Annotated in this window: 13 protein-coding genes; 12 read left to right on the forward strand and 1 reads right to left on the reverse strand. The window is 60.6% G+C overall.

The features are described 5' to 3' along the window. The first annotated feature begins 16 nt into the window (after positions 1-16). From xsc to CLU92_RS01705, 12 genes are all read left to right on the forward strand, one after another. Entirely contained in the window at positions 17-1,822 is a 1,806-nt protein-coding gene (gene xsc / locus CLU92_RS01650) for a sulfoacetaldehyde acetyltransferase (RefSeq protein ID WP_101484443.1), read from the forward strand. Between the two features lie 295 nt (positions 1,823-2,117). Then, positions 2,118-2,543: a nuclear transport factor 2 family protein gene (locus CLU92_RS01655; protein WP_101480456.1), complete on the forward strand. Its 426-nt coding sequence runs from the start codon at positions 2,118-2,120 to the stop codon at positions 2,541-2,543. A gap of 25 nt (positions 2,544-2,568) precedes the next feature. Next, on the forward strand, positions 2,569-4,008 hold the full coding sequence (locus tag CLU92_RS01660; protein ID WP_101480457.1) for an FAD-binding oxidoreductase: 1,440 nt from the start codon (positions 2,569-2,571) through the stop codon (positions 4,006-4,008). 123 nt (positions 4,009-4,131) lie between these two features. Continuing rightward, positions 4,132-5,184 (forward strand): taurine ABC transporter substrate-binding protein, encoded by a 1,053-nt coding sequence (gene tauA, locus CLU92_RS01665; RefSeq protein WP_373917220.1) that lies wholly within the window; start codon positions 4,132-4,134, stop codon positions 5,182-5,184. Positions 5,185-5,264: 80 nt separating this feature from the next. After that, the gene (locus CLU92_RS01670; protein WP_070219220.1) at positions 5,265-6,080 is read left to right on the forward strand and encodes a taurine ABC transporter ATP-binding protein; all 816 of its coding nucleotides are present in this window, start codon (positions 5,265-5,267) and stop codon (positions 6,078-6,080) included. Between the two features lie 79 nt (positions 6,081-6,159). Further along, complete coding sequence (locus tag CLU92_RS01675; protein WP_243858333.1) at positions 6,160-6,954, forward strand: ABC transporter permease subunit; 795 nt, start codon at positions 6,160-6,162, stop codon at positions 6,952-6,954. A 278-nt stretch (positions 6,955-7,232) separates the two neighbouring features. Then, complete coding sequence (locus tag CLU92_RS01680; protein WP_101480459.1) at positions 7,233-8,666, forward strand: amino acid permease; 1,434 nt, start codon at positions 7,233-7,235, stop codon at positions 8,664-8,666. Beyond that, complete coding sequence (locus tag CLU92_RS01685; protein WP_101480460.1) at positions 8,659-9,885, forward strand: molybdopterin-dependent oxidoreductase; 1,227 nt, start codon at positions 8,659-8,661, stop codon at positions 9,883-9,885. The genes CLU92_RS01680 and CLU92_RS01685 overlap by 8 nt, the downstream gene beginning before the upstream one ends. A 10-nt stretch (positions 9,886-9,895) precedes the next feature. Next, positions 9,896-10,516, forward strand: coding sequence for a c-type cytochrome (locus tag CLU92_RS01690; protein ID WP_101480461.1), 621 nt, complete (start codon positions 9,896-9,898; stop codon positions 10,514-10,516). Between the two features lie 302 nt (positions 10,517-10,818). Continuing rightward, complete coding sequence (locus CLU92_RS01700) at positions 10,819-12,006, forward strand: glycoside hydrolase family 19 protein (protein ID WP_306821355.1); 1,188 nt, start codon at positions 10,819-10,821, stop codon at positions 12,004-12,006. Between the two features lie 63 nt (positions 12,007-12,069). After that, on the forward strand, positions 12,070-12,246 hold the full coding sequence (locus tag CLU92_RS28065) for a ubiquinol-cytochrome-c reductase complex assembly factor 3 (protein WP_257560834.1): 177 nt from the start codon (positions 12,070-12,072) through the stop codon (positions 12,244-12,246). 103 nt (positions 12,247-12,349) lie between these two features. Continuing rightward, positions 12,350-14,746: a chitinase C-terminal domain-containing protein gene (locus CLU92_RS01705; RefSeq protein WP_101480462.1), complete on the forward strand. Its 2,397-nt coding sequence runs from the start codon at positions 12,350-12,352 to the stop codon at positions 14,744-14,746. A 72-nt stretch (positions 14,747-14,818) separates the two neighbouring features. Here the strand turns inward: CLU92_RS01705 and CLU92_RS01710 are convergent, their stop codons facing one another. Then, positions 14,819-16,087: a carbohydrate porin gene (locus CLU92_RS01710; RefSeq protein WP_101480463.1), complete on the reverse strand. Its 1,269-nt coding sequence runs from the start codon at positions 16,085-16,087 to the stop codon at positions 14,819-14,821. Between the last annotated feature and the right edge of the window lie 3 nt (positions 16,088-16,090).

Genomic DNA, 16,090 nt, shown 5'->3' on the forward strand with positions numbered 1-16,090 from the left:
GACACCCATGAATGACATGACTGAGCAAAAAGCCGCCGCAGCCGCGATACCTGTAGGCCCGCAAAAGATGACGCCTTCCGAAGCGTTCGTGGAAACCCTGGCCGCCAATGGCGTGACCGACATGTTCGGCATCATGGGATCGGCCTTCATGGACCCGATGGATATCTTTGCTCCCGCCGGCATCCGATTGATTCCCGTCGTGCACGAGCAGGGCGCCGGCCACATGGCCGACGGCTATGCCCGCGTCTCGGGCCGCCACGGCGTGGTCATCGGCCAGAACGGCCCCGGCATCAGCAATTGCGTCACCGCCATCGCCGCCGCCTACTGGGCGCACACCCCGGTCGTCATCATTACCCCTGAGACGGGCACCATGAGCATGGGCCTGGGCGGCTTCCAGGAAGCGAACCAGCTGCCGATGTTCGAGGAATTCACGAAATATCAAGGCCACGTGACCAATCCTGCCCGCATGGCCGAATTCACGGGCCGCTGCTTTGACCGCGCCATGTCGGAAATGGGCCCGACCCAGCTGAACATCCCGCGCGACTATTTCTATGGCGAAATCAAGGCCGAGATTCCAAAACCGAACCGCCTGGACCGTGGCGCCGGTGGCGAGCAAAGCCTCAACGATGCGGCCGAGCTGCTGGCGAAAGCCAAGTTCCCCGTGATCATCTCGGGCGGCGGCGTCGTCATGGGCGAAGCGATCGAAGAATGCAAGGCACTGGCCGAACGCCTCGGTGCCCCCGTCGTCAACAGCTATCTGCACAACGATTCCTTCCCCGCCAGCCACCCGCTGTGGTGCGGCCCGCTCGGTTACCAAGGGTCCAAGGCGGCCATGAAACTGATCGCCAAGGCCGACGTTGTCGTGGCCCTCGGTTCGCGCCTGGGCCCGTTCGGCACCTTGCCGCAGCACGGCATGGATTACTGGCCGAAGAACGCCAAGATCATCCAGATCGATGCGGACAACAAGATGCTGGGCCTGGTGAAAAAGATTTCGGTGGGCATCTGCGGCGACGCCAAGGCGGCCGCGAAAGCCATCCTGGCCCGCCTGGATGGAAAGAGCCTCGATTGCGACGCGACGCGCGACGAGCGCTATGCCACCGTGCAAGCGGAAAAGGCCGCGTGGGAAGAGGAATTGACGAACTGGACGCATGAAAAAGATGCGTACAGCCTGGACATGATCGAAGAGCAAAAGAAGGAGCCGGGCAATTACCTGCACCCGCGCCAGGTCTTGCGCGAGCTGGAAAAAGCCATGCCGGAAGACGTGATGGTGTCGACCGACATCGGCAACATCAACTCGGTGGCGAACAGTTATTTGCGCTTCGAAAAGCCGCGCAGCTTCTTTGCAGCGATGAGCTTTGGCAACTGCGGCTATGCGTTTCCGACCATCATCGGCGCGAAAGTGGCCGCACCGCACCGTCCGGCCGTGTCGTATGCGGGCGACGGCGCCTGGGGCATGAGCTTGATGGAAACGATGACCTGCGTGCGCCACAACATTCCCGTGACGGCCGTGGTGTTCCACAACCGCCAGTGGGGCGCGGAAAAGAAAAACCAGGTCGATTTCTACAATCGCCGCTTCGTGGCCGGTGAACTCGACAACCAGAGCTTCGCGGAAATCGCGCGGGCCATGGGCGCCGAAGGCATCACGGTCGACAAGCTGGAAGACGTGGGTCCGGCCTTGAAGAAAGCCATCGACATGCAGATGAATGAAGGCAAGACCACCATCATCGAAATCATGTGCACGCGCGAACTGGGCGACCCGTTCCGCCGCGATGCGCTGAGCAAACCTGTGCGTCACCTGGATAAATATAAAGACTACGTCTGATTTGCTGGTGTTGTTGGATTACGCCCTCTGGGCCTCGGCGGCCCCGCTAATCCAACCTACCCAACCTGCGCGACTGTGTAGGTCGGATTAGCCGGGCCTCTGCCCGGCGTAATCCGACACAGCGTTGTGACCAAATTCTCACAGATTGTCACTGAAGCATCATAATTTCATTAAAGAATACAAGGCGTCCCGTTTTTTGGATTATTTGATTTGACAAGGCCATACTTAAGGCTTAAATTCAATAAAAGACAAAAAACGGAACGTATCGTATCAAAAACGATTTACGGAGACAAAAATGAACACACGAGTACCTACCGACGCCGTCACCACCGCCGTGACTACTGATTTCCTGCAAGCGTTCGGCGATGCCTGGAACCGCCACGATGTCGACGCCCTGATGGCCGCCATGGCCGATGACTGCGAATTTCACGCCGTGGCCGGTCCTGACTTGCTGGGCAAGAGCTTCATCGGCCGCGACGCCGTGCGCGCCGGCTTCGAGCTGGCCTGGCAAACCTTCCCCGATGCCGCCTGGCTCAACCCCGTGCACTTCGTCAGCGGCCAGCACGGCGTGACGGAGTCGACCTTTGCCGGCACCAAGGCGGACGGCACGCGCATCGAAGCGCGCATGGTCGACATCTTCACCTTCCGTGACGGCAAGATCGCCGTGAAGAATGCCTTCCGCAAGGATCGCCCACCGGTCGTCACGGCTGCCAAAGCCTGAGCCAGCACGTTCACCAGGAATGATCATGAACAAACCTGTCGACACCCCGCCTGGCGTACTGGGCAACAGCACCGCCGCCCGCACGCCCTACGATCCCGCCTTTGATCCGCTGGTGGCCCAGCGTCCCGGCCACGGCAATGCCTACGCGCCCACCTACTGGATCGGCACGGCCGGCGAGCCGCCTGCCGACGATGGCCCCATCACGCATGACATCGACGTCGACGTGGCCATCATCGGCTCGGGTTTTACCGGTCTCTCCTGCGCCATCTTCCTGGCCCAGGAACACGGCATCAAGGCGACGGTGCTGGAAGCGAACCGCGTCAGCTGGGGCTGCAGCACGCGCAATGGCGGCCAGGCCCAATGCACGACGGGTCGCCTGAAGCGCTCGCAGTGGATAGACCGCTACGGCATGGATACGGCCCTGAAACTGCACACGGAAGTGTGTGACGCGATGGAAACGTTCAAGAAGATCACGGCCGACATCGATTGCGACCCGCAACCGGGCGGCCACCTGTACATCGCCCACAAGGCGAAAGCCATGCCCGCGCTGGAAAAAGAAGCCAAGGTCATGCGCGAGATCTTCAAATACGACGCGCGCATACTCGACGCCGACACCGTCAAGCGCGAATTCGTCGACGACAAGGAAGCGGCCGGCGCGCTGCACGAGCCGGAAGGCATCGGCATCCACGCGGGCAAGCTGGCTTTCGGCTACCTGCGCAAGGCGCGCGCGCTGGGCGCCAAGGTGCATCCGTCCAGCCCCGTGATGGGCTGGGAAACGCGCAACGGCGTGCATTATCTGCAAACGCCGGGTGGCGTGGTGCGTGCACGCTCCGTGGCCGTGGCCACGGGCGGCTACACCTCGCCCCATCTGCATCCGCAAGTGAAAAACCGCTTGCTGCCGATTTTGTCGAACTCGCTCGTCACGCGTCCGCTGACCCCGGCGGAAATCGAGGCGTGCAACTTCCGCACCCACCAGGTGATCACGGATACGCGCATCCTGCGCCACTACTACCGCTTGATGCCGGACAATCGCGTGCAGATCGGCAGCCGTAGCGCCATCACGGGCGCCGACGCGCCGGACGACAAGTACAAACAGTTTTTGATCAACGATCTGCACCGCAAGTTCCCCGCGCTGACGGGCATCGCCATCGATTATTCGTGGTGGGGCTGGGTCGACGTCAGTCACGACATGATGCCGCGCATCGTGCAACCGGACCCCAGGCAATCGATTTTCTATTCGCTCGGTTACGGCGGCAACGGCGTCATGTACTCGGCGCAGGCTGGGCGGCGCATGGCCGAGCGCATCGCGGGCAAGGCCAGCGACACGGGCTTGCCGATCTTCAATTCGAAACTGCCGTATCCCAACATGATGGAACTGGTCGAGTCGCAAGCCTTCGCCCCGTTCCGCCGCCTGGGCCAGCGCTTCCTGTACCGCTGGTATCACTTGAAGGATGAAGTGTTTTAAATAGTAATAGCAGTAGCCGTACTAAGCCGCCGCATGCGTTGACATAGATCGACCAGCGGCGCCTCCCGCGAGGGATGAGATTGCCCGCACGTTCACACATAACAATAAATCTTGGAGTGAGACATGAACACAAATACGAGCAAAAACACGGTTTTTTCAACGATGCGCCGCGCCGTCCTCGGCACCCTGGTGCTGGGCGTTACCCTTGCCTCCAGCGGTACGGCCTTTGCGCAAAGCAAGGAAGTGACGATTGCCTATCAGGAAATCAACGGTCCCTTCCTGGTGGCGATCGCCAGCGGTGAAGTGGAAAAAACCACCGGCTATAAAATCAACTGGCGCAAGTTCGATTCGGGTGCCAAGGTGGCCACCGGCATGGCTTCCGGCGACGTGCAGATCGGCGTCATCGGTTCCAGCCCCCTGACGGCGGCTGTCAGCCGCGGCGTCGATCTGCAACTGTTCTGGATCATCGACGACATCAATGAAGCCGAAGCAATGGTGGCCCGCAACGGCGCCGGCATCAGCAAGCCTACTGACTTGCGCGGCAAGAAGATTGCCGTGCCATTCGTTTCCACAACGCACTTCCACACCATGTTCGCGCTGGAAACCTGGGGCATCAAGCCCACGGAAGTGAAGTTGCTCAACATGCAGCCGAATCAGATCGCCGCTGCCTGGGAACGGGGCGACATCGATGCCGCCTTCGTGTGGGATCCGGCTTTGAGCAAACTCAAGCAAAACGGCAAGGTGCTGGTGACCTCCGGTGAACTGAGCAAGAAGGGCAAGGCCACGTTTGACGGCATGGCCGTCGAGCGCGCCTGGGGCGAAGCGAATGCCGATTTCATGGCCAAGTTCGTCAAGGTGATGGCCGCGGCCGACGCCGACTACCGCGCCAATCCGAAGGCGTGGACCATCGATTCGCCGCAAGTGAAAGCCAACGTCAAGCATTCGGGCGCTGCCGCCAAGGACGTGGCCGCTTCCGTGGCCCTCTACGCCTACCCATCGCTGCAGGAGCAGGCTTCGCCGGCCTGGCTCGGTGGCGGCGCGAAGGGCGGCGTGGCGCAAGCCTTGCTGGCCACGGCGCAATTCCTCAAGGGCGAAGGCAAGATCGACACCCTGGCAACAGATTACGCCAAATATGTGACCCCCAAGTATGCACAGGCCGCCGGCCTGCTGAAGTAAACGTTGTGCGATGGCGCGCCTGCGGGCGCGCTGACTGAACAGAATGCGTTGAACTGAAGTATTACCTATGCGGGGACATCATGGAAAATCTGTACGTCAAGGATGTCAGCGTGATTTATCCGGGCAAGACGGCCGGTGAACGCGTACATGCCTTAAATAACATCAATCTGACCATCAATAGCGGCGACTTCGTCGTTGCGCTGGGTGCATCAGGTTGCGGCAAGACAACCTTGCTGAGCCTGATGGCGGGCTTTATCGCCCCGTCCAAGGGCGAAATCATGCTGGGCGACAATAAAGTGGAAGGGCCGGGCGCCGACCGTGGCGTGGTGTTCCAGAAACATGCTTTGCTGCCATGGCTGAACGTGATGGAAAACGTGGAATTCGGCTTGAAGCTGCAAGGCGTGCCTAAAGCCGTGCGGCGCGAACAGGCGGCCAAGAACCTGGCGTTGGTGGGCTTGAAGGACTTTCACGACAATATGATTTATCAATTGTCGGGCGGCATGCAGCAAAGGGTAGGCATCGCCCGCGCCCTGACCAGCAATCCCGCCATGCTGCTGATGGATGAACCGATGGCGGCGCTCGATGCGCTGACGCGCGAAACCATCCAGGAATTGCTGCTCGATATCTGGGCCAAGTCCAGCACCATGTTCTTCTTCATTACCCACAGCGTCGACGAGGCGCTGTTCCTGGCGAACCGGCTGATCGTCATGTCGCCCCGTCCGGGCCGCATCACGCACACGTATGAACTCGATTTCAACAAGCGCTTCCTCGAATGCCGCGATGCGCGCGCCGTGAAATCGAGCCCGGACTTCATCAAGATGCGCGAAACGGTGCTCAACATCATTTATGGCGACGAGCGCGCAGTCAACAAAGAGCTGGAGGTGTCCCATGCATAGCCCATCCGTCGTGGGATTTCCTCCCACCACCGCCAAGCGCGCCGGCTTTTTTGCGCGCCTGTTCGCTCCCCGCTGCGCCATGCCTGGCGAAGCGTTCGGCGCGCCGGGGCAGGGCAATTCCAGCCGCATCGCCACCGTTACCGTCATCGCCGTGCTGCTGCTGTGGTTAGCCGTGACGGCCAGCGGCATGGTCAAGCCGCTGTTCCTGCCGTCGCCGCAAGCCGTGTACGAGAAATTCATCATGGCGGCCACGACCGGTTTCGGCGGCGCCACTTTGTGGGAACACACGGTGGCCAGCCTGGTCCGGGTGTTCGGCGCCTTCGGTCTGGCTTGCCTGTTTGCCATCCCCGTCGGCGTGATGATGGGCGTCAATCGCGTGGCACGCGGCATCTTCGATCCCTTGATCGAGTTCTACCGTCCGCTGCCGCCGCTTGCTTACTTGCCACTGGTCATCATCTGGTTCGGTATCGGCGAATTCTCGAAGGTCTACCTGATCTTCCTGGCCATCTTCGCCCCGATGGCGATTGCGGCCCGGGCCGGCGTCAGCTCCGTATCGCTGGAGCAAATCCACGCGGCCTACTCGATGGGTGCTACCCGCTTCCAGGTCATCGTGCATGTGATTCTGCGTGCCGCCATCCCGGAAATTCTCACCGGCATGCGCATCGGCATCGGCGTGGGCTGGACCACCCTGGTGGCGGGCGAGATGGTGGCGGCCACGCGCGGCCTAGGCTACATGGTGCTCAGCGCCTCCGAGTTCCTGGCCAGCGATGTGGTGATCATGGGCATTATCGTGATCGGCTTCTTTGCTTTCCTGTTTGATTTGATGATGCGTTACCTCGAACGTACCCTCGTGCCATGGAAGGGCAAGGTGTAAGACGTTCCCGGGAGTGGCGCGCACGCCACGAGTGTTGCCGCCGCTCCCTTTTTTCAACCGCCATACCCCGTAGGTATCCTCCTGCGCGCTTGTCCCTTGGGCGCCGCGCCGGGCCGCTGCATTTCCAGATTGACTTCTGGCATGCAGCCAACCAGACTGATTTGATGATGTATCGATGCTGCTTGACGGTGTTGCCCAAATAAAACAAAGCCGCGCGGCACTTCCCCGCCGCAGCAGGCCAGGGTGCACCGAGCTTCAGATATTACTAGGAGACAAAAATGATTAGCGACAACCACAACAACACGGGCTTGCAGCACTCGCTGAAGCAACGCCATATGAGCATGATCGCCATCGGCGGCGTGATCGGCGCCGGCCTCTTTGTCGGCAGCGGCGTCATCGCCAAGGCCGCCGGACCGGCAGCCATCCTTTCTTTCTTGCTCACGGGCGGCCTGGTCGTCCTGATCATGCGTATGCTGGGCGAGCTGGCCTCGTCCCTGCCCGTGGTCGGCTCCTTTTACGAATATGCGCGCCTGGCCTTCGATGACAAGCCGAAAGTGTCGAAATTCCTCGGCTTCATGAGCGGCTGGATGTACTGGTATTTCTGGGTCGTCGTCGTCGCCCTGGAAGCCATTGCCGGCGCCAAGCTGGTCAACTTCTGGCTGCCCGACGTGCCATCGTGGTCCATCAGCCTGGTGCTACTCGTGTCGATGACCATCCTGAACCTGTTTTCCGTGAAGGCCTTCGGTGAATTCGAGTTCTGGTTCGCCTCGATCAAGGTGGTTGCCATCGTCGTCTTCCTCTTTGTCGGTGCTCTGTTCATCACAGGCAGCTTGCCCAACAGCATCCCTAGCCTGGGTTTCCTGACCAGCAACGGCGGCTTCATGCCCCATGGCTGGGGGCCTGTATTGAGTGGCGCCGTCGCCGCCACGGCCTTTTACTCTGGCGCCGAGATCGTCACCATTGCCGCCGCCGAAACGTCGGACCCGGCCAAGGCCATCGCCCGCGCCACCAATTCCGTCATCACGCGCGTGCTGATGTTTTATGTGGGGTCCATGTTTGTCGTCGTCTGCATCGTGCCCTGGGATTCGCCGGCCATCGCCACGCCCTTCGTCAGCGCCCTGACCGTCATGAACATTCCGTACGCGGCCCACATCATGAACGCCATCATTTTGACGGCCGTGCTGTCGGCCTTGAATTCCAGCCTGTACGCTTCGTCGCGCATGATCTTTGCGCTGACGCGCCGCGGCGACGCGCCCACGGGCCTGGTCAAACTGAGCAAGAACGGCGTGCCCATTCGCGCCATACTGTTCAGCACCCTGTTTGCCTATTTCGCCATTGCCGTCTCGTATGTGTCAGCCGACCTGGTGTTTCCCTTCATCGTCAATTCCTACGGCATCCTGATCCTGTTTGTCTACCTGCTCATTGCGATATCTCAATTGCGTCTGCGCCGTCGCCTGGAGCGTGAATGCCCGGAACGCATCAAGGTGCGCATGTGGCTGTTCCCCTACCTGACGTATTTCACCATCATCGCCATGCTGGTGATCCTGGGGGCCATGAGCGTGTCCTCCGATACGGAGCAGCGCGTGTCGTTCTGGTTCGGCCTGTTGAGCGTGGTCATCATGAGTGTCATGTATTACATCAAGAAGCTGGTCAACGACGACCGCAACGGCGGTGAAGCGGCCGACACCAAAGTGGAGCTCAAACATGTCTGATGCGACCTTGTTGCCTGCAAGCAGGCGCCGCTTTCTGCGCACCACGACCGCTCTGGGCGCCGCTGCAGTGGCGGGGCCTGGGTCAGCCTTGGCTGCTTCCGTCACCTTGCCGTTTGAAAATGGCGAGCGCGAACTGGTGGCCTTCCCGCAAAAGCGCCCGCTGATCCTGCTGACCAGCCGTCCGCCCCAGCTGGAAACGCCGTTCAGCGTCTTCAATGAAGGCGCGATTACTCCCAACGACGCGTTTTTCGTGCGCTATCACTGGAGCGGCTTGCCTACCAGCATCGATGGCGGCAGCTACCGCCTGCGCATTGCCGGCCTGGTCAAGACACCTTTGGAGCTGTCGCTGGCGGAACTGAAACAGCTGGCCGAACCCGTCGACGTGGTGGCCGTGACGCAATGCTCGGGCAATAGCCGCGGCTTTTTTGCCCCGCGCGCCAACGGCGGGCAGCTGGGCAATGGCGCCATGGGGAATGCCCGCTGGACGGGCATTCCCCTGAAAACCGTGCTGGAAAAGGCCGGCATCGGGGCCGGCGCCGTGCAGGTGGCCTTCAATGGACTGGAAACGCCGCCCGTGGGCGACGGCCCCGATTTTCAGAAAGCCTTGTCCGTCGAGCACATCATGGCCGGTGACGTACTGCTGGCCTGGGCCATGAATGGCGAAGACATTCCCTTCCTTAACGGCTATCCGCTGCGCCTGATCGTGCCCGGCTATTACGGCACTTACTGGGTCAAGCACCTGAGCGACATCACCGTGCTCGACAAACCCTTCGACGGCTTCTGGATGAGCACGGGCTACCGCATCCCCGACAATGGCTCCGGTTTCATCGAGCCGGGTGCGCCCGTAGGCAAGACGACGCCCATCAGCCGCCTCAACGTGCGCTCCTTCATTACCAGCGTGCAAGATGGCGCGCAAGTCAAGGCCGGGCGCGACCTGGCCTTGCGCGGCATCGCTTTTGATGGCGGGCAGGGCATCAGCGAAGTGGCGATTTCAGCCGATGGCGGCCAGAGCTGGCAGGAAGCAAAGCTGGGCAAGGACCTGGGGCGCTTTTCGTTCCGCGAATGGACGCTGGTCCTGAAGGCGCCGCGCAAGGGAAAACACGTGCTGATGGTGCGCGCCGTCAACCGCGTTGGCCAGAGCCAACCGATGAAAGCCCTGTGGAATCCCATGGGTTATATGCGCAATGTGGTGGAAACCACGCGCATCCAGGCAGTGTGAGGAGAGTGCCATGCTGATAAGAACACTTGCCACCGCCGTGGCCCTGATGCTAACGGGCAGCGCGGGCGCGCTGGAAATCCATTTGCCGCCGGAAACGGCAACTTACAAACCCAGCGAATTACCCGGCTACCAGTTGGTGCAGCGTAATTGCATGACGTGCCATGCGGCCCAGTATGCATCGAGCCAGCCGCCTGCCTCGCCGCGCGCCTACTGGGAAGCGACTGTCAAGAAGATGAAAAAGCCGTTTGGCGCCCAGTTTGACGACGCGGACATGCCGGCCATGGTCGATTACCTGGTGAAAACCTATGGAGCGGAGCGGGGCGCCGCCGTCCCTGCAGCGGAAGTGGGCAGGCCAGCCGCAGCGGCTGTCCAGGCCGCCAGCGGCAAGGATGTCAAAACCTTGCTGGCTGCGAATGGCTGCATGGCATGCCACGCCCTGGACCAGAAAGTGGTCGGCCCCGGCTTTGCCGAGGTGGCAGCCAGATACAAGGGCAAGGACCGTGCCGCTGTCGTGGCGGCGAACATCCGCAGTGGCGGCGCAGGCAAATGGGGCCCTGTGCCCATGCCGCCATTCAGCCAGCTTAGCGTAGCCGATGCGGAGACCCTGGCGAAATACGTGCTGAACAGATAAGTTCGTCCTTGTTGCGCGGCAACCCTTAATACCACTTGCCGCCACGCCTCCTGCGCGGTATTGCCCGCTGCCATCATGCAGCGGGCTTTTTATTACTTCCGCCATTCGCCGACGCATCGCTTGCCAGCGCAGTGATTGCTACCACTGGTATTGTAAAAAACACCGTTATATAAAACCACTTGACTACCAATTTTCGGCGTCGCATTCTCTGTGCAGAAAGCCGATGCTTCGCTGCGCTTTCTTTACGTACAACATAAAAAGCTACTTCGATAGTTTTCGTATAACGTTCAGGAGACAATGTGATGACACGGCAATCAAGCCGGCTGGCTACGCCATTCATGGCTGGCCTGCTGGGCAGCGCGCTGCTTGCTTGCGGCGGCAATTCCATCACCGAACCCCCGGCGACCCTGCTGGCCGCCGCCACCACCGCCAGCGACAGTTGCGCGGCCTGGAGCGCCAGCGCTGTCTACACGACGGGGCAGTGCGCCGTGTACGACGGCAAGGTGTATCGGGCCAAATGGTGGGTGCAGGGCACGGCACCGAGCAACGACCAATGGGGACCGTGGAGCCTCGACATCACCACCCCGACACCGACGCCTACCCCGACACCCACCCCGACACCGACACCCACCCCAGGCGTGCCCACCAAAGCCCAGGCCGAGGCGAACGAGGCGGCGCTGACGAACAACGATTTCTTCCGCAAGGTAAAAGCGTCGATCCGCACCCTGGGCAATACGGCCGTCGAAGCCGTGCAGCCTGGCCTGGCCAGCAATCCGCTCAACGTCAAGCGCGTCGAACGCCTGCTGCCGGCGGCTAAGTGGGAATACTATTTTGCTGCGCGCGACGCCAGCTATACCTACCAGCGCTTCCTGCAAGCCGTCGCCAAGTTCCCCGCCGTGTGCGACGACTACAGCGACGGGCGCAATGCGGATGCCATTTGCCGCCACAGCCTGGCCACCATGTTTGCCCACTTCGGGCAAGAAACGGGTGACCATAATGCCAGCAGCCCCTTGCCGCAATGGCGCCAGGGATTGAAGTATCTGCGCGAGCTGGGCTGCGATGAAACGGGCGCGGGCTGCGGCTACAACATCGAATGCGCGGACCCCGTCTTCAACAAGGTGTGGACCTGTGGCAAGAATGCCGACGGCAGCTTCAAGAAATACTTTGGTCGCGGCGCCAAGCAGCTGTCCTACAACTACAACTATGGGCCGTTTTCGCAAGCGATGCATGACGGCGATCAATCCGTCCTGCTGAAAAATCCGGACCTGGTGGCATCGACCTGGCTGAACCTGGCATCGGCCACGTTCTTCTTTGTCTATCCGCAACCACCAAAACCATCGATGCTGCATGTGCTCGACGGCACGTGGGTGCCGAACGCGGCCGATACGACGGCCGGCGCGGGCAATAATTTCGCCACCACCATCATGATCATCAATGCGGAATGCGGGCAGGGCACGGAAAAACAGGCAGCGCAAAACCGCATCGATTAATACAAGCAGTTTGCCGCCGACATGGGCTGGGATTATTCCGGCGAACAATTGTCTTGCGCCAACATGCAACGCTTCACCCCGGCCAGTTCCGCTTCCTACAACATTTACTGGGAAAAAAACTGGAGCGCCGGTGGCGACAACCAATGCCAGCTGGTCAGCTATCAAACCCCGTACAGCGCCTTGCTGGCCGGGAACTACGTGAAATGTGTGGAAGCCAACTGGAATGTGAAGTTGCAGTAGCAGCAAAGGCAGGACCAGCCGGCCAGGGATAACAGTTGACAAGAGCCTCTCGAGGGGCCTGCAACAGCTCTCGATGTAAAACCATAACGGAGACCAATACAACATGAAATCGAATGCATTATTGATGGCCCTGCTCAGCGGCGTGCTCGTCGCTTGCGGCGGGGGCCAGGAAGGCGCGACATCCACGCCAAACACCCTGCTTGCCACCGTGGAAGCGTGCGCCGTATGGGATGCCGCCACCGTCTATACGGGCGGCCAGTGCGTGCTTTACCAGGGCGTCACTTACAAGGCCAAGTGGTGGACGCAGGGCAATGTCCCCAGCGCCACCGACCAGTGGGGACCGTGGGCCGTGACGGATACGCCAACCCCGACGCCGACACCAACACCGACACCGACACCGACACCGACACCGACACCGACACCGACACCGACACCGACACCAACACCAACACCAACACCAACACCAACACCAACACCAACACCAACACCAACACCAACACCAACACCAACACCAACACCAACACCCACGGCTTGCCGTCCGGACGGCTTGATCTCGGCCGTGCCGAATGTGCCGTATTGCAAGGTGTACGACGCGAATGGCCGCGAAGTGCTGGGCAATGGCTTGAACCGGCGCATCGTCGGCTATTTCGCCAGCTGGCGCACGGGCGTCGATGGCAGCCCGGCGTATCTGGTGAATAACTTGCCTTGGGACAAGATCACTCACCTGAACTATGCGTTTGCCTCCGTCGACCCGGCGACGTCAAAGATCGCCATCGGCAGCGGCGCGGTCAATCCCGATACGGGCTTGACATGGCCCAACGTGCCGGCGGCAGCCATGGACCCATCCTTGCCGTACAAGGGCCACTTCAACTTGCTGGCGCAATACAAGAAGAAATATCCGGGCGTCAAATTGATGATTTCCGTGGGCGGCTGGGCCGGCAGCGGCGGCTTTTACACGGCCACGACGAACGCGGACGGCAGCATCAACACGGCAGGCATCAATACCCTGGCCGATTCCATGGTGGCCTTCGTGCGCCAGTACAACTTCTTCGATGGCGTCGATGTCGATTACGAACACCCGACCACCAACAATGAGGCGGGCAATCCGAACGACTTCGCCGCATCGAAACCGCGCCTGGCGGGGTTGATGACGAGCTACAACGTGCTGCTGAAAGTGCTGCGCCAGAAGCTTGACGAAGCGGCCGTGCAGGACAACAAGTATTACCTGCTCACCATCGCCGGTTCCGCTTCGGGCTGGGTGTTACGGGGCGAGGAAAACATGTCGGGATTGAAATATCTCGATTACGCCAGCCTGATGACCTACGACTTGCACGGCGCGTGGAACCAGTACGTGGGACCGAACGCGGCGCTGTTTGACGATGGCAACGATGGCGAATTGCGCGCCGGCAATGCCTACCAGTATCAGAACATCGGCTACCTGAATACGGACTGGGCTTACCGCTACTACCGTGGCGCCATGCAGGCGGGACGCATCAATATCGGCGTGCCGTTCTACACGCGGGGCTGGAAGGATGTGACGGGCGGCACCAACGGCTTGTGGGGCACGACGGCGCTGACCAATTCCACCGTCACGTGCGCCGGGGTGAAAACATGCGGCACGGGCGCCACCGGCATCGATAACGTGTGGTACGACCTCGATTCGCAGGGCAAGCCGACACCGGGCGGCGGCAACCCCATCTGGCATGCGCTGAACTTGCAAAACGGCATCGTTCCAAGCTACCTCGACGCCTATAAAGTCACGGACAAGGCGCTGGTGGGCACCTATGTGCCGTACTACAGCAGTACCATGGTGGCGCCGTGGCTGTGGAATGCGAGCAAAAAAGTGTTCCTTTCCACGGAAACAACACAGTCTATCGCGGCCAAGGCCCAGTACATCGTCAACAACAATATCGGCGGCGTGATGATCTGGGAAATGGCGGGCGATTATGCCTGGGATGCCACGCGCAATGGCGGCAAGGGTGAGTATTTCATGGGCACCACCCTGACGGACGTGCTGTACCAGGCATTCCGCACGGCTGGCGTGTATGGCAACAAGCGCGCCGAAATCGCCATGCCGGGCACGGCGGCCAACGTCAGCATCACTTTGGGCGGCTGGAAGCTGGGCGATAACAACTTTCCCATCAACCCGGTGATGACGGTGAAGAACAACACGACGTCGACCTTGCCTGGTGGTACCGTGGTGGAGTTCGACTACCCCGTCTCGGCGCCATCGGACATGAGCGACCAATCGGGCTTCGGCTTGACAGTGATCAATGCCGGTTACACGGGGCCGAACAATATCGGCGGCTTCACGAAGAACTACAACCGGGCCCGCTTTGCGATTCCTGCCTGGCAATCGCTGGCGCCGGGCGGCTCCGTGGCGCTGACCCTGAACTATCGCCTGCCGATTTCGGGACCGGCCAACTATACGGTCACCGTGGGCGGCACCAAGTATGCGCTGACGCAGGAGTACCCGGAATTGCCGGTGGCCTTGCCGTAAGTTGGTGATGCAGTAAAGTAAAAGGGCGGAACCGAGGTTCCGCCCTTTTTTAATTGCGACCGTTAAGCTGGCTTAAAACCACGTTTCTACCTGGAAACCGTAGGAAGTGCCGCTGGTATTGTTGTTATAGATCGGGCCGCCGTTGTTCGACGCGTTGACCGACGCGGTGGCCGCATCGTTCCATTTGCCGTAGGTGACGAAAGCGCGCAGTTCAGGACGCGACCACAGGCCAGGGCCGGCGGAGATCGTCGGTGCGATGGTCAGCTTGGTCAAACGCTTGGCTGGCAGGCCGCCCGCTTGCGTTACGCGGTCCGTGCCCAGTTCGCCCACCAGCTTGAAGTTGTCGGTGAACGCGTACACGGGACGCACGCCAACCGAGGTCCAGGTTGAGGAACCGGTGGCATTCGACTCGTCTTTTTGCCACAGGGCGACGAATTCCATGCCGAAGTTGGCCATCGGCTGGATCGCCATGTCATTGAAGATGCGCGTGCGTTTCACGTCCGAACCGAAATTGGTGTCGCCCGAAGCGCCGAACTGCGCGCCCTTGCCGGTGCCAGGACCGACGCCGTATTGCACGCCGAAGGTATTGCCGCCGCCAAATACTTTACCTTGACGGTGGAATGCCGACAACTGCCAGCCATTGTGTTTCTGGCCAAAAGCGTCGTTGTCCTTGCCTTCACCGATGATGTAGGTCGCAGCCAGGTCCAGCGTGCCGTTTTCATTGACGGGAATTTCACCGAAAATGAAGTTCTGGCGCACGGCAGACTTGGTGCTCACGACGCCGGTCGGCGACACGGTATTGATATCGTTGTCCTTGAAGAAGGCATACGAGAATTTACCCGGGCCTGCAGGAATGCGGTCCAGGCCGGCGCCCGTGCCGTTCATGTTGATGTATTGCAAGTCCAGCATGTGGATGTCAGGACGGTAGTAGAAGCGCTTACCGATCCAGGCCGTGCCGCCGTTCAGGAAATCGAGTCCCTGCGCTTCGACATAGGCCTTGACGATGCCCAGCTTGTTGTCGCCGAAATCGGAATTTGGCGCGTAGGCGTTGACCCAGATGGTGGCCAGGTAGTTCACGCCGCCGGACTTGGCGACGGACTTGGTGTAGCCAAATTCCGTGTAGGCGTCGCACTCATTGCCCAGACGGTATTTCATGGTATTGCCACCAAGGCCGAAGCAGCCTTGCGAACCGCCGTCGCCCGATGTATTGCTGCCGGCGCCAGCGCGCAGGTAGCCATGGAAGCCTTCGGAATCACTTGGGTACATGGGGTCGGCCAGGGAGGAAGCGCTGGCGATGGCCAGGAGCAAGGCAGGTAAGGTTTTCAATGCAGTGCGATTCATGCA

The organism is Janthinobacterium sp. 61, from assembly GCF_002846335.1.
In the GTDB taxonomy this organism is placed as follows: domain Bacteria; phylum Pseudomonadota; class Gammaproteobacteria; order Burkholderiales; family Burkholderiaceae_D; genus Janthinobacterium.